The following is a 13,854-nucleotide window of genomic DNA, read 5'->3' on the forward strand; positions in this document are numbered from 1 at the left end:
CGTGTGGTGCAGTCCTAGACAGCTCCACCACACCGGAGGTCTTCGCCTTTGATCAAGACCCCCGTGTCAACAACGCTCGTGATCAATACACCTAGGGGAAGGTGACCGCCGGGTCGGCGGGCGTCAGGACGATCCAGCGGTGCGCCGTGTCGTCGCAGCGCCCGTAGGCCATGACGCGGACGTCCACCGGGTCGGGGGCGACCAGCGGGAAGTACACCGGCCGTGGCTCGGCGCCGAGCGGCGTGAGGTCGGTGGCGGTGTCCCACAGCGCGGCGACGCCGGGCTCCGCGCGCACGGCCTCCACCACGTCGGTCAGGCGTTCGTCCTCCGGCCGGCGCTGCCAGGCGAGGCGCAGCCGGCCGAGCAGCGGACCCGCCCACCTCGTCTCCCACTCCCGGAGCTGATAGCGGGCCTCGGGCGAGAACGCCCAGGTCATGACGTTGGCGCCGGGGTGCATCAGCCAGGGGCAGTGGCGCGCGGCCACGGTGTTGGCGGCGACCACGTCCCACGCCCGGTCGCAGATCCAGCTCACCCGCCGCTGCTGGTGCAGCAGGTCGAGCATGGCCTCGTCGGGCGGCGCCGAACCGGCGGGACGCGCGGGCGGCCGGAGCCCGGCGCCGCGGTACAGGGCGTCGGCCTCGGCCGGGCCGAGGGCCAGGACGCGGACGACACCGGCGATCAGCTCGGGCGCGTACGCGCGGTCCTCGCCGCGCTCCAGTGCGCGGTACCAGCGCTCGGAGACGCCGAGCAGCAGCGCCATGTCGAGCTGGGTGAGGTAGCTGCGGTGACCCCGGGACGGCACGGGTCCGGGCAGGTCGCGGGGGTCGCGCGCCATCCGCCAGGCGCGCAGCATCCGGCCGAGGTCCTCGCGTCGCGGGTCGGGCACGGGTAAAGACCTCGCAAAGATGGGATGGCCTGCCGGTGGCTGCCGCGTGCCCTGCGCGTTCCGGCGCCCGGGCGGGTGCAGGTTGACAGCGTCGCACACGTCCGTGCGGACCGGAACCGCGGAGTGCCGGTACGCTCGCGTGCCGTTCTTCGGGGCCGCTCGGGAGCCAGGGTGAGCCACGGTCGGCACGCCCCCCGGCCCGCGCCCCGGCGACACCCGCACCCCGCGACACCCGCAGCCCCGCACACCACGGAGAACGCGCATGAGCTACTTCCTCCCGGAGAACGCCCCCGTGCTGACCGCAGCCCGCGGCCTGGCGCTCGCCCACCCCGGCATGATCGAGGTGCACGGCGCGCCGCTGTACCTGCGCGCCCGCGACCCGCACCCCGACCGCACGGTCGCGCTCGTCTCGGGCGGCGGCTCGGGGCACGAGCCCCTGCACACCGGGCTGCTCGGGCGCGGCGGCCTGGACGCCGTCTGCCCCGGCGAGATCTTCGCCTCGCCGCACAACCGGCAGATCTACGAGGCCAGCGCCGCCGCGGCCGGGAGCGGCGGTGTCCTGCACATCGTCAAGAACTACACCGGCGACGTCATCAACTTCCAGATCGCCGCCGAGCGCCTGCGGCACGACGGCGTCCCCGTGGCCACCGTCCTGGTCGAGGACGACCTGGCCACCGACAGCGCCGACAGCGCGACCGGCCGCAGGGGGACCGCCGCCACGGTGGTCGTCGAGAAGCTGCTCGGCGCGGCGGCCGACCGGGGCGCGTCCCTGGAGGAGCTGGCCGAGCTGGGACGGCGCGTCGTGGCCCGGTCCCGCAGCATCGCGGTGGCCGCCCGCGCCCAGACCTCGCCCACGACGGTGAGCCCGGCGTTCACGCTGGACGAGGACACCCTGGACTACGGCGTCGGCATCCACGGCGAGCGGGGCATCCGCACCATCGCCCGCCCCGCCGTCGGCGACCTCGTGCGGCGGATGACCGACGACCTCCTCGACGCCCTGCCCGAGGGCCCCGGCGAGGTGCTCGCCCTGGCCAACGGCCTCGGCGCCACCACGGAACTCGAACTCAACGCCATCGGCGCCCTGCTGCGCGACGAGCTGACCGGCCGCGGACTCACCCCGGTCTTCGTCGTCCCCGGCACCTTCACCGCGGCCCTCGACATGGCGGGCTTCTCCCTCACCCTGACGCGCCTGGAGGACGGCTGGGCCGACCTCTGGACGGCGCCCACCCGCACCCCCCTCGTCCTGCCCCGCCCGCTGAACGGCGGCGAGACCGCCGACGAGGCCACCGCGGGCACCCCCGCCGAGACCGAGCGGACCGCCCCCGCCGAGGGCACCGCGGGCGACCGCGCCCTCCTCGACCGCTACGCGGCCACCGTCACCCAGGTGCGCGACAACCTCACCAAGCTCGACCAGCTCGTCGGCGACGGGGACTTCGGCGACAACCTCACCGGCGGGGTGCGGCGCGCGGTGAAGCTCGCCGACGAGCGCGGCCTCGACGGCACGACGGCCCTCGCCGAAGCCTTCCTCGACGATGTCGGCGGCACCAGCGGCCCCCTCTTCGGGCTGCTCTTCCAGCACCTGGCCTCCGCCGTACCCGCGGACGGCGGGGCGCCGGGCGTCGGTGCGCTCGCCGGGGCCGCGGAGGCGGGCTTCGCCGCCATCCACCGGGTCGGCGGCGCGAACCCCGGCGACTGCACGCTGGTCGACGCCCTCGCGCCCGCCGCCGAGTCGCTGACCGCGTCCGCCGGGGACGCCGACGCCGAGGCCCCGCTCACGGAGGCGGCCCAGGCGGCCATCCGCGGCGCCCTGGCCACCGCGTCCCTGCGGCCCCGGCGCGGCCGGGCCAGCTACGTGGGGGACCACGCCCTCGGCGTCCCCGACCCCGGCGCGCTCGCCGTCGCCCTGCTGTTCATGGCCCTGGCCGACATCCACGAGCCCGCCACGGCCCCCCGGCTGCCCGCGCCGGGCCACATCACCCTGCCCTGAGCGGAAGGCTGTCCGCCCCGTCCATTCTCTGACTACAGTCAGAGAATGGACGAGGCGCAGATCGAGCGGGTACGACGGTTCAACCGCACCGTCACCGAACGCGTGGGCGTGCTCCACGACCGCTACCTCGGCGGCGAGAGGCCCGTCGGCGAGGCCAGGCTGCTCTGGCAGATCGGCGAGGCCGGCCAGGACGTCCGCGCGCTGCGCGAGCGCCTCGGCCTCGACTCCGGCTACGTCAGCCGCCTGCTCCGCGCCCTGGAGGCCGACGGCCTGGTGACGGTGGAACCGCTGCCGGAGGACCGCCGGGTGCGCACCGTCAGGCTCACCGGGGCGGGCCGCGCCGAGCGTGCGCTGCTCGACGCCCGCAGCGACGAACTCGCCGCGTCGCTGCTCGCCCCGCTCGACGAAGCCCGGCGCGCCCGGCTCGTCGCCGCCATGGCCGAGGTCGACCGGCTGCTGACCGCCGCGACCGTCACCCTGGACGCCGTCGACCCCGGCCACCCCGACGCCCGGAGCTGCCTGCGCGCCTACGCCGCCGAACTGCACGGCACCTTCGACACCGGCTTCGACCCCGCGCGCAGCCTGCTGCCGGACGCGGGAGGACTCCGGCCGCCGCACGGCCTGTTCCTGGTGGCCAGGGAGCGGGGCGAACCCGTCGGCTGCGCGGGCCTGAAGCTGCCGGCCGACGCCCCCGCCGAGATCAAGCGCATGTGGATCGCGCCCCGGGCCCGCGGCCTCGGCCTCGCCCACCGCTTCCTGGCCGAACTGGAGGAGCGGACGGCCCTGCACGGCCGCGACGTCCTGCGCCTGGACACCAACAAGGCGCTCACCGCGGCGATCGCCCTGTACCGCTCCCACGGCTACCGCGAGGTCCCCGCCTTCAACGACGAGCCCTACGCCCACCACTGGTTCGAGAAGCGCATCGCACCGCGGAGCTGAGCGCGCCGCAGGCCCGGACCCTCAGTCCGGGCAGCCGTCCCTGCCCGCGCCGCGGAAGGTCCGGTACACCGGCGAGCGGCGGTCGGTCCCGGCGGCCGGGTGCTCGACGACGGGCACCGGCTTGCACACCGCCCACTGGTCGTTCACGTCCGGCCCCTCGAAGCCGTACGCACCCGCCGCCCCGCGCAGGCAGTTGCTGCAGCCGGTCGCCGTGATGCTGGGCATGATGAGGGTGTTGTAGACGTCGTTCTTCGTCAGCTCCAGCGGGGCTCCGCCGCCCTCGCCGCCCTTGCCGCCCTTGCCGTCCTTGCCCCCGGGGGCCCCGTGGTCCTCGTTCAGCTCGCTGTACGTACGGTCGACGGCGTCGGCGAGGAGCGTGAACGCGTCGTGGTACATCACCGCGTAGCCGTCGTCCAGGAACTCCTTGCCGAAGCCGTGCTCCGCCTTCAGGGCCTCGTAGCGGTCCATGAAGCGGCCGAGCGCGCGCGGCGGGTCGTGCTCGTTCCTCCACCAGGCGGGGTCGACCGACGACGCGGCGACGATCGTCGCCCGCGCCTCCTTGAGCCAGCGGTCGGTCTCGGGCGTGGTGAGGGTCGGTTCGAGCCCGATGCCCACCTTGAGCAGCCGCAGCCGCCCGCTCCGCCCGCAGTCGCCCTCCTGGGCGAGGCGTTTGACGAAGGCCGGGAGATCCTGGTCGCGCCCGGCGAAGAAGACGGTGTCCGACCGGGCCGCGCAGATCTTCTGCGCGGCGTCGGTGAACCGCCGGGGGATGCCCTTGTCCGTGCCGGAGGAGCCGGTGAAGTTGGAGTTGCGGCCCTTGAAGTCGTACTCCTCGTCGAAGTGCTTCTCGAAGACCTTGCGCAGATTGCGCGAGTAGACGTCCTCACTGCGGTTGTCCCAGACCAGGAACCCCTTCCTGGCCTGCGGCTTCTCGCGCAGGTACTGCTTCAGGGCACCGGCGAACTGCTCGTTGTTCGGTGAGGTCTTGAAGAACTGCTCGGCGTTCATGTCCGCCGCCGTGATGACCGGCCCGACGGTCGGGATGCCGGCCCTGCTGAGCGCTTCTATCGCCTCCCGCGTCTCGGGCGTGCTGCTGGGAATGCCGGTGACCCCGACCAGCGGGGCCTTCTTGTCCGCGGCCAGTTCCCCGAGCCGCTCCACGACCGGCTCCCACTGGTCGAGGTTGCGCCCGTCGGGGGCGAGCAGCAGCTGGTAGTGCGGCCCGCTGGCGCTGTTGGCCTCCTGCTGCGCCGCGAGCGCCCCGGCGAGCGCCCGGCGGATCATGTCGGTCGTCATCGCGCTGGACCCGTCCGCGGAGAAGGGCATCATCAGCGCGATGCGTACGTACGGAATCCTGGCGCCGTTGTCGGCGGGGGACTCGGCGTCCCCGCGCACCCGGGTGTTCTCGTCCTCGATCGCCTCGACCAGGCTCCGCAGCCGCGGATCGACGTCGAAGGCGCGCTCGGTGACCCCGACGCAGTCCCCGCCGACCTCGGCCAGGTCGTCACCGCACCTGCCGGGCCCCCGCGCCCCGAGGGCGAGAAGGACGGTCACCACTCCGGCCACCACGGCAAGGCCGAGAACGGCGGCCCACTCGATCGGTCCCCACTCGCGGGGATGGCGACGGAACAGCATGCTGCCTCACTGTCCTGGTATCGGAAGGGGGCGCTTGTCGCGCGCCGCGGCGGGCCATCTGCGGGCCGCCTGGCCGAGCGCGACGCGCCAGGAAGGGTGGCGCAGCGAGAGGTAGGCCAACTCGTGCTCGATGGCCGCGCACGTGTCGGGGTCCGGTTCGGTGTGCGGTTCCGAGAGATACCACAGGGCGTGCAGCAGGCGGTTGACGCAGCGCTCCACGTCGTCGAGGTGGGCGAAGCGGCCGTCGTGCGCGCCGAGCGCCGTCCGCAGGCGGTCGTCCTCCCAGTCGCGGGCGGGCGGCGTCGGCGCCGTGGCGGCGTACTTCAGGCACAGCAGCCAGTGCCCCGCGCCCCGCTCGTCCTGCTCGGACTGGAACTCCTCCGCGAGCGAGGCCACCACCGTCTCCACGCCTCCGGCGGCGAGCATGTGCCGCAGGGCGTCGGCCTCCCCGCCCTCGCCGCGCTGGGCGTGGTGGTTCTGCAGGAAGCGGTGGATCTCCTGCCAGCCGCGGCTGTCGTCCGGCCCCGGCGAGAGCCTGCGGGCCTCGTGGACGAGGAGGGTCCGCAGCAGCGGATCGGTCACCAGCGGGCTCTCCGGAGGGGTCAGGCGCTGCCAGTGCTGCTGTTCCAGGTAGTCGGTGACGGCGTTCGCGGGCAGTTGCTCGGGCCCCTCCAGACGCAGCCGGCTCGCCAGCGCCTCGGCGGCCGTGCTGTCCCTGGCGAGGGAGAGCAGGGTGAGCCGGTCGCGCTGCCTGCGGTCGGGCAGCAGCCGTTCGAGCAGCGCCTCGCCGACCGGGCGGCCGTCGTCGGTGAGCAGTTCCAGGAGGTCGCGCGGGGCGACGGCGCGCCCCGACTGGGTCGCGGCGCGGACCGCCGAGCACAGCGTGGTCGTGGCGGCGGGGTGGCCGCCCGTCAGGGTGTGCAGGGCCGAGGCGAGATAGGGGTGGAGCGGGACACCCGCCGATCCGGCGGCGAGCAGCGGCAGCACGTCGTCGCGGGACAGGGGCGTCAGGGGGACGGTGAGCAGCCCCGCGGAGGGCGCGGTGCCCCTGCGCTTCCAGCCGGAGGAGGCGGCCAGGTCCGCCAGTTCGCGCCGGACGGGGCCGGGGTCGCTCCGGGGCGCCTCGCCGAGCCGGGTGGCCACCACGACCAGTTCCTCGCGCTCCGGGGCCTCGGGGTGCGCGCGGTGTTCGAGGAGCAGGTCGAGGAAGCGCCGCCCCGCGGGCAGGTGCGCGTCGTCCAGGAGCACCAGCGGCCAGGGCTCGCGGTTCCAGCGCTGGAGCCGGCCGTACGAGCCCGCGACGTCGTGCCGCAGCGCCGCCATCAACGTCTGCTCGACCGCGCGGCGGTAGTCCCCGCCCTGGTGGTACCAGCCGCCGAGCAGTTCGAGCGGGTCGGTGTCGTCGTCGAAGCGGGGGAAGCGCCCGCGGTACCAGTCGCGCTCCGGACCTGCCCGGTGCTGGTCGGCGTAGGCACCGTGCAGGGCGCGCGAGACGGCCGCCGCCCCCGCGGCCGGGTGGCCGATCCGTGCCTCGGCCGCGCCGGCCCACGTCTGGCGCAGCTCCTGCTCGGGCCCCTCGGCCAGCCGGCAGGCGATGAGCAGCCGGGCGAGGCGCAGGCACACGGCGTCCCGCGTGGAGTCGTCACCCGGCTCCCAGCTCGACACGGCGAACAGACCGGGCAGGAGTACGGGGAAGGGGCGGCGGTAGGAGGGCGCGAGCTGCCGTGCCAGCTCGGTCAGGACGCCGACCAGATCGGCGGCGACGGCGGCGTCCGCGGCCGGCGCGGCCGGCGGGAACGCGGGAAGCCCCGGCGGCTCCACACGGACGTGGGCGAGCGGCAGCCGGTTGCGGTAGTGCGCCGCCAGCTCCCGCAGCACCGCGGTGCGCCCCATGCCGTGCCGGCCCGTTACGAGGACGACGGGCAGGTCGTGCTGGAACTCCCTGGTGGTGCGGGCACGCTCGTCGTACTTCAGGCCGGTGAGCCGGGGGACGAGCGCGCGCAGGAGCGGGTCCCTGCCGTACAGCGGGGTCACTTCCGCTCTGCTCATCCGACTGGTTCCCGCCTCGTGGTGCCGCTCCTGTTGTCAACCTCGCCCGGGAGCACCGAACTTACCGTGAGCGACATACCGTTTCCAGTCGGTTGATCAGGCCTGTGGATAGCGGGAGAGTTCGACGTGGCCGGGCAGCGCCTCGGCGCCCCGCACCTCGTTCGGGTACGTCAGGCGGACCTTCCGCAGCTGGGGGAGCGGGGCGAGCGAGGCGAGGTCGACGTCGGCGGCCTCCGCGATGTGGACCTCTTCGAGGCCGGGCAGACGCAGGGCGATCCTGCGCAGCGGCACGGCCGTTCCCGGCCCGGCGTGCACGTTCAGGCGGGTCACCCGCGGCAGCCGCGTGCGCGGCGCGAACAGCAGGGCGCTGAGCTGGGCCGCGGTCAGCGCGAGCGTGCGCAGCTCGGCGAGCTCGCCGAGCAGGGCGCCCCAGGAGTCCGGCGCGAGACGCTCGCTCGCCTCCTGGAGGCGCAGCTCCCGCAGGTCGCGGCAGGCCACGATGTCCGCGAGGCGCGTCGCGGTCGGCGGCAGCGAGAGCACCCGCAGCCGGTCCGGGCAGGGCAGGTCGGCGAGGCCGCGCCACGGCACGTCGGCGCCGACGACCAGCGTGTCGAGCCGTGGGCACCCGGCCAGCGCGTGCAGCGGCTCGAAGCGCGGCAGGTCCCGCAGTTCCAGGCGGCGCAGCCGGGGGAGCCGGGTGAGCGGCAGGGGATCCTGGACGTTGCGGCACCCGCGCAGCCCCAGCGACTCCAGCTCGGCGAAGCCGTCGAGGACGTCGAGGGAGTCCAGGGAGAGGGCGTCGCGCAGCAGCAGCTCCCGCAGCCGCCCCGGGTCGAGCGCGGACCGGATGTCGGCCGCGGAGAAGTCACCCTGGAGGCTGACGCGGCGACAGCTCCGCATGGAGCGCAGCGCCTCCAGCTGGTCGCGGGAGCGTACGGTGACCCGGTCGTCCGGCGCGATCTCCAGGAGCGGGCCGACGACCTCCTCCGCGTACGTCGCGGTGTCGAACCTGTCCCAGTGGTGGAGGAGTTGCGCGCGTACGGCGGGCTGGTCCGTGCGCAGGAACTGCCGCAGGCGGGGGATGGCGGCGTCCCCGCCGATCTGGCAGATCGCGTGCACGGTGGCGAGCTCCTCGTCGCCCGAGACCGCGTCCGCGTCCGGCAGCAGACCGAAGAGCAGCGGCCCCGTCCTCGCCAGGGCCCTGGCCTCGCGCAGGCTGCGGGGCGGCACCAGCCGCGCGGCCTGGCTCTCGATGGCCTCGCGCACGGTGGGCGCGACGCTGGTGGCCTGCTCCAGCGAGGCGAGGGCGAGCAGCCGCAGCCGCGCCTGGACGGCCGGGTCCCTCTCCCGCTCGCCCCGCTCGCGGAGCCGGGTGAGCAGTTCGCCGCGCTCGTGGTGGCGGGCCTGGGCGACGACCATCTGCACGACGTCCTCCCACTGCTCCAGGTGCGCGTTGTTCACCAGCATCCCCATGTCGCGCTCTTCGAGCACGGCCTGCGCGCCGAGGAAGTCCTGGAAGGTGCGGTGGATGAAGTCGACGGCCCCCGGGCCCGGTTCGCGGAGGAGCCCCGAGCGTTCGAGGAGCAGCTGGAGGACGTCCTCGGCCTCGCCCAGCTCCGTCAGGCGTTCGACCGAGGGCATGAGGCGGCGTACGACGTCGACGGCGTCCGCCCGGTCGAGCTGGGTCCGCTCGTTGCGGATCAGCCAGTAGGCCAGCCGCCGCAGCGGTTCCGTGGCGGACTTCTGGTCGAGCTGCGGGGTGTCGCCGCTGGTGCCGTAGACCTCGCGCTCGACATCCCGCCGCTCCAGGAGCATGGCGAGGGCGGCCTCGTAGAGCGAGGCGCGGCCCCGGGGCAGGAAGCCGCGGCGCTCCCTGTGCAGGGCGCAGATCAGGCCGCACATCAGCGGGTTGGTCGCCAGGCGGCTCAGCTCGGGCCTGCTGCGCAGGGCGAGCGTCAGCGATTCGCCGAGCAGGGCGGGCGCCCCGGCCGCCGCGTGCCAGCGGTCGATGAAGCGCCGCATGTCGGCGGGGCGCATCTCGCTCAGCGTGAACTCCCGGAAGCCCTCGCGCTCCAGCCAGCCCTGTTCGAGGGCGGAGGGGCGCGAGGTCAGCAGCCACAGGTTGCCGGGGAAGACCGCGAGGAGCTTCTTCAGCCAGGCCTTGACCCGGTTGCGCTCGCCCTTGGGGATCTCGTCCGCCCCGTCGATGAGCATCACCGCGCGGCCGTGCCGCAGGACGCGCGCGGCCCAGCCGTCCGGCTCGGTGCCGACCAGGGGGCAGTCGATCCAGCGCAGGAAGTCCTGCGGCAGCGGCAGCCCGGCCCCCTTGCGGGTCAGGGCGCGCAGCGGCATCACGAACGGCACGCGCCCCACGAGCTGGGACAGGCCGCCGGGCACCCGGTCCTGCCGGGCGGTGGTGAGGGCGAGCCACTGGACGAGCGTCGTCTTGCCGGTGCCCGCCACGCCGCGCAGCAGGACCCGGTCGTGCGTGGCGAGGGCGGCCTCCACCGGAGCGGCCGTGCGTTCGGGGGACTCGCGGTCGGCGCCCGGTTCGCCGTCGGCCGTCGCGGTTCCCTCGCCGGGGCCGCGGTACGGGACGGCCTCCAGGCTGAGGTAGGCGCTTTCGAGGGGCCACTCCTGGCCCTCGGGTTCACGCAGGTCGACGCCGTGGATGGTCAGCCTGCCGTGGCTCTGGACCACGTAGCGCGCGTACTCCTCCTCGAAGCGGCTGTCCTGCAGCGAGATCTCGGGCAGGCGTTCCTGGAGCCGCTGGAGCCGTTCGCTCTGCTCGCGGATCTCCCTGCTCTGCTCGACCTGGGTGCGCGCCGCGAAGCCGGGCTGTTCGCTGAAGAACCGCACCACGTGCGCGCAGGCCGTCTCCAGGAGCCGGTCGTGGAAGAGGGCGGCGTCGTCGCTGAGGAGCCTGCGGGTCTCCGGCCCCGCCCGCCGCGACAGCTCCTCGGCCAGCCTCTCCGGTCCCAGCGCGAACGCCTGTACGTCACTCATGTCGAGGTCGCCGAGGGCGTGCAGCGTACGGGTCAGGGCGAGGCCGACGGCGTCCTTCTCGTCGGCGCCGACCGGCGGGTCGTGCGGACCGGCGGACCGCACCGCCCTGCGCACCAGTTCGCGCGCGATGCGGTGCAGGTCGTCCTCGGTGAGGGTGCGGTGCTCGCGGGAGAAGGCCATGAGGCGCCGGACCGGGATGGGCCGTTCACCGAACTCTGCGCCCGGCGCCTTCGCGGGCGGCAGCAGCAACCGTTTGAGCAGGGGGGCGATCACCGCCGAGGCGATGCGCAGCCCTACCGTGCCGCCGTCCACGCGCTCCCCTTTCGCCGCCTCGGCCACGAACTCCGCACCGTCCGGGGGCCGTCGACGGCACAAGCGTAGCCGCGGGAGCCGCCGGATCATTCGAACGATGTGATCGCTCAGTGCGGTGGGAAGGGCGGGCGCGAGAAAGCGCAATCGCTCCGCTGTCCGGCGAGATGCGGGGCACAATCCCCCGTAGGAGTCATAGGAGTGCCCGTCACCGGACTCCGCGAGCGGTGCGGCGCCCGCGGGGAGCAGGGAGACGCCGATGTCCACGCAGGCGCACCGCCTGAGCATCACGCACCTCGCGAGCTGTGACGACTGCGCAGTCCTGCGGGTCACCGGCGAACTCGACCGGGGCGGTGAGGAACTGTTCATGGGCACGCTCGGCGCCTGCGTCGACGCGGGCCACCGGCATCTGATCCTGGACACCACCGCCCTGTCGTTCTGCGACTCGCGGGGCCTCAACTGCCTGCTCGCCATGCGGTGGCTGCTGCAGCGCCGCGGCGGCAAGCTGCTGCTCGCGGGCGCGGGGCGGCGGCTGACGGAACTCCTCTCCCAGACCGGCAGCACCGAGCTGATCCCCAGTCACAGGACCGTCGGCCTCGCCCTGGGCGAACTGCCGGAGTCGCACCGCCCGGTCTGGCCGCCGGCCACTCCGGCACGCGAAGCGTGACCGTCGTGTCACCGAGCGTGAAATCGCGTGAATGTGACGGAGGATCGGGGGTACCTGGCAGTCCACGACGTGCTTCCCCGCCAGGGAAGTGTCCTTGAGCGCCTCAGGAGCGAGGATGACGACAACGACCGGCGCGGCGCGGCCGCCGGGACTCCCCGCGTTGGCGTCGGTGGACACCGCCGACGCCAAAGAGCTGTCCAGGGCCCTCTTCGCGCGGCTCGGCGCCTTGCGGGAGGGCTCACCCGAGTACTCCTACGTGCGCAACTCGCTGGTGGAGCTGAACCTCGCCCTGGTGCGCTACGCCGTGCGCCGCGTGGGCGTGCGCGGGGAGTCGTACGAGGACGTCGTGCAGGTCGGCACGATCGGACTGATCAAGGCGATCAACCGGTTCGACCCGGAGCGCGGCATCGAGTTCCCCACCTTCGCCATGCCGACGGTGATGGGTGAGATCAAGAGGTACTTCCGCGACACGACCTGGGCCGTCCACGTCCCGCGCCGCCTCCAGGAGCTGCGCTCCGACCTGGCGAGGGCCACCGCTCAGCTGGAACAGGAGCACGGCAGGGCGCCGACAGCCGCCGAGATCGCCCGGCACCTGGGCCTCGACGGGCACACGGTGGCCGAGGGGCTGCTCGCCGCCAACGGCTACGCGAGCACCTCCCTGGACCAGCCGGCCGACTTCGAGAGCGCCTTCTCCGACCACCTCGGCCGCCCGGACACCGGCCTGGAGAGGGTCGAGGACCTGCACGCGCTCAAGCCGCTCATCGCCGAACTCCCCGCCCGCGACCGGCACATCCTCGCGATGCGGTACTCGGCGGAGATGACCCAGAGCGCCATCGGCGAGGAACTGGGCATCTCCCAGATGCACGTCTCGCGCATCCTGACCCGTACGCTCGCGAGGCTACGGGCGAAGCTCACCACGCTCCGCTAGGCCTTCCGGTCCTCCGGCGAAGCACTTCCAAGATCCTCACCGGGCGCCGCCCGGGACAACCGTGAGGAGAGATCTTGCAGGACTCGACGCGGAAGTCCAACGGACCCACGCTCATCGGCTCGGTCCAGCGCGCCCTGCGGCTGCTCTCGGCTCTGGAGCACCACGGGGGCCGGGCCACCGCCAAACAACTGGCCCGCGACACCCGGCTGCCGCTGGCCACCGCGTACCACCTGCTGCGCACGCTGCAACACGAAGGAGCCGTGTTCAACGAGTACGGGCACTACCTCCTGCCTCCTCCGGTGGTCACGTCCGCCCCGCGCAGGGAGTTCACGCAGACCTGGCTGGACAGCATCGGAAGGGACCTGCACACCGTCACCTACCTCGCCGTGTACCGGGCCGGTGACGTCGAGATCACCGCCGTCTCCTGGCACCCGCTCTGCGGCTTGCCCGCCGACCCGGAACGGCTCTCCGCCACCGCCTACGCGCACGCCGCGGGGCAGAGCCTCCTGGCCCGGCTGGGGGAGGAGCAGCAGCGGGCGCACCTGGCGCGCCACCCGGTGGAGCCGCTCACCCCCCATACGGTGCCCGACACCGAGGCGGCCCTGCGCAAGCTGGCTCAGATCCCGCCGTTCTCTCCGGTCGTGGAGCTCCAGGAACTGGCCGTCGGCTACGCGTCCGCCGCGGTGCCCGTCTCCTTCGGCGCGCTCCACGCGGCGGTGGCCTTCTCGGTCCGCATGGAACGCTCCGGCGAGCTGGGCAGCATGACGGCGTGGCTGAAGGCGCGCACGGAGGACGTGCTGCGCTCACTGGCCTGAGCGCCACGGGCCCGAACGCCACCGGCCCGGGGCACCCACCGGCCCGGGGCCCCACGGTCACCGGGCGGGCTCAGGACTTCACGACACTGCGGACGTTCTCGACGCGTCCGCAGTTCTGTTCGAGCTGCTTGGCGCGCTCCCTGATGAAGGCGGCGCCCAGCTCCTCGCGGCGCTCCATCGCGACGTTCTCCCGCGCGCCGTTGAGGATCGTCCGCTCCTCCTCGTCGGCGTGGTGGGTCACCGCCTCGACGAGCTTCTCCAGCTTCTCGTCCCACTCGTCGGAACCCACCTCGTCGACCTCAAGGAGGGCGAGCAGCGCCTCGTTGCCCTCCTCGTGCTCCTCCACACCGTGCTCGACCTCGTCGTTCTCGATGTCCCGGTACCGCTTGAGCGCGGGGTAGACCTCGGCCTCCTCGGCGAGCGCGTGCGCGATGAGCAGGTCGGCGAACTCGCGCAGCGCCGCGGCCCGGTCCGCCTCCACGCTGCGCATGAGGCGGAAGAGGTCCTCCATCCGCCGGTGGTCACGCAGGATGAGTTCGACGACGTCGCCCGACTCGGCCTTGTTCGCCATGGCTGTGCTCCTTCGGTCTGCGCCGTGATGCGGCGGGGCGGTGAGGTGCCTGGTGCGGTGGA

10 protein-coding genes are annotated in these 13,854 nt (G+C 73.9%); 5 read left to right on the forward strand and 5 right to left on the reverse strand.

Annotated features, from left to right (window positions below; translation table 11 throughout):
* Nucleotides 1–91 precede the first annotated feature (91 nt).
* Nucleotides 92–886: an XRE family transcriptional regulator gene (locus AB0I16_RS31755; protein ID WP_363253111.1), complete on the reverse strand. Its 795-nt coding sequence runs from the start codon at nt 884–886 to the stop codon at nt 92–94.
* A gap of 262 nt (nt 887–1,148) precedes the next feature.
* Between AB0I16_RS31755 and AB0I16_RS31760 the strand changes: the two genes are divergently transcribed.
* Nucleotides 1,149–2,873: a dihydroxyacetone kinase family protein gene (locus AB0I16_RS31760; RefSeq protein ID WP_363253112.1), complete on the forward strand. Its 1,725-nt coding sequence runs from the start codon at nt 1,149–1,151 to the stop codon at nt 2,871–2,873.
* Nucleotides 2,874–2,918: 45 nt separating this feature from the next.
* Nucleotides 2,919–3,812 carry a bifunctional helix-turn-helix transcriptional regulator/GNAT family N-acetyltransferase gene (locus AB0I16_RS31765; protein ID WP_363253113.1) on the forward strand — a complete coding sequence of 298 codons (894 nt, stop codon included), beginning with the start codon at nt 2,919–2,921 and terminating at the stop codon, nt 3,810–3,812.
* A gap of 21 nt (nt 3,813–3,833) precedes the next feature.
* On the opposite strand, the gene AB0I16_RS31770 is transcribed toward AB0I16_RS31765, so the two are convergent.
* The 3 genes from AB0I16_RS31770 to AB0I16_RS31780 all read right to left on the reverse strand — a co-directional run bounded on the left by AB0I16_RS31770 (nt 3,834) and on the right by AB0I16_RS31780 (nt 10,814).
* Nucleotides 3,834–5,447 carry an ABC transporter substrate-binding protein gene (locus AB0I16_RS31770; RefSeq protein ID WP_363253114.1) on the reverse strand — a complete coding sequence of 538 codons (1,614 nt, stop codon included), beginning with the start codon at nt 5,445–5,447 and terminating at the stop codon, nt 3,834–3,836.
* A 6-nt stretch (nt 5,448–5,453) separates the two neighbouring features.
* A complete protein-coding gene (locus tag AB0I16_RS31775; RefSeq protein WP_363253115.1) occupies nt 5,454–7,496 on the reverse strand; it encodes an ATP-binding protein in 2,043 nt (680 codons plus the stop codon).
* Between the two features lie 96 nt (nt 7,497–7,592).
* A complete protein-coding gene (locus tag AB0I16_RS31780) occupies nt 7,593–10,814 on the reverse strand; it encodes an NACHT domain-containing protein (protein ID WP_363253116.1) in 3,222 nt (1,073 codons plus the stop codon).
* A gap of 256 nt (nt 10,815–11,070) precedes the next feature.
* Here AB0I16_RS31780 and AB0I16_RS31785 point away from each other — a divergent pair, with 256 nt between their 5' ends.
* The 3 genes from AB0I16_RS31785 to AB0I16_RS31795 all read left to right on the forward strand — a co-directional run bounded on the left by AB0I16_RS31785 (nt 11,071) and on the right by AB0I16_RS31795 (nt 13,221).
* Nucleotides 11,071–11,478, forward strand: coding sequence for an STAS domain-containing protein (locus AB0I16_RS31785; RefSeq protein WP_363253117.1), 408 nt, complete (start codon nt 11,071–11,073; stop codon nt 11,476–11,478).
* A gap of 115 nt (nt 11,479–11,593) precedes the next feature.
* A complete protein-coding gene (locus tag AB0I16_RS31790) occupies nt 11,594–12,406 on the forward strand; it encodes a SigB/SigF/SigG family RNA polymerase sigma factor (RefSeq protein WP_363253118.1) in 813 nt (270 codons plus the stop codon).
* 74 nt (nt 12,407–12,480) lie between these two features.
* Nucleotides 12,481–13,221, forward strand: coding sequence for a helix-turn-helix domain-containing protein (locus AB0I16_RS31795; protein ID WP_363253119.1), 741 nt, complete (start codon nt 12,481–12,483; stop codon nt 13,219–13,221).
* Nucleotides 13,222–13,291: 70 nt separating this feature from the next.
* Here the strand turns inward: AB0I16_RS31795 and AB0I16_RS31800 are convergent, their stop codons facing one another.
* Entirely contained in the window at nt 13,292–13,792 is a 501-nt protein-coding gene (locus tag AB0I16_RS31800) for a hemerythrin domain-containing protein (protein WP_363253120.1), read from the reverse strand.
* Nucleotides 13,793–13,854 lie beyond the last annotated feature (62 nt).

Origin of the sequence: Streptomyces sp. NPDC050703, from assembly GCF_040654435.1 — a bacterium.
Taxonomy (GTDB): domain Bacteria; phylum Actinomycetota; class Actinomycetes; order Streptomycetales; family Streptomycetaceae; genus Streptomyces.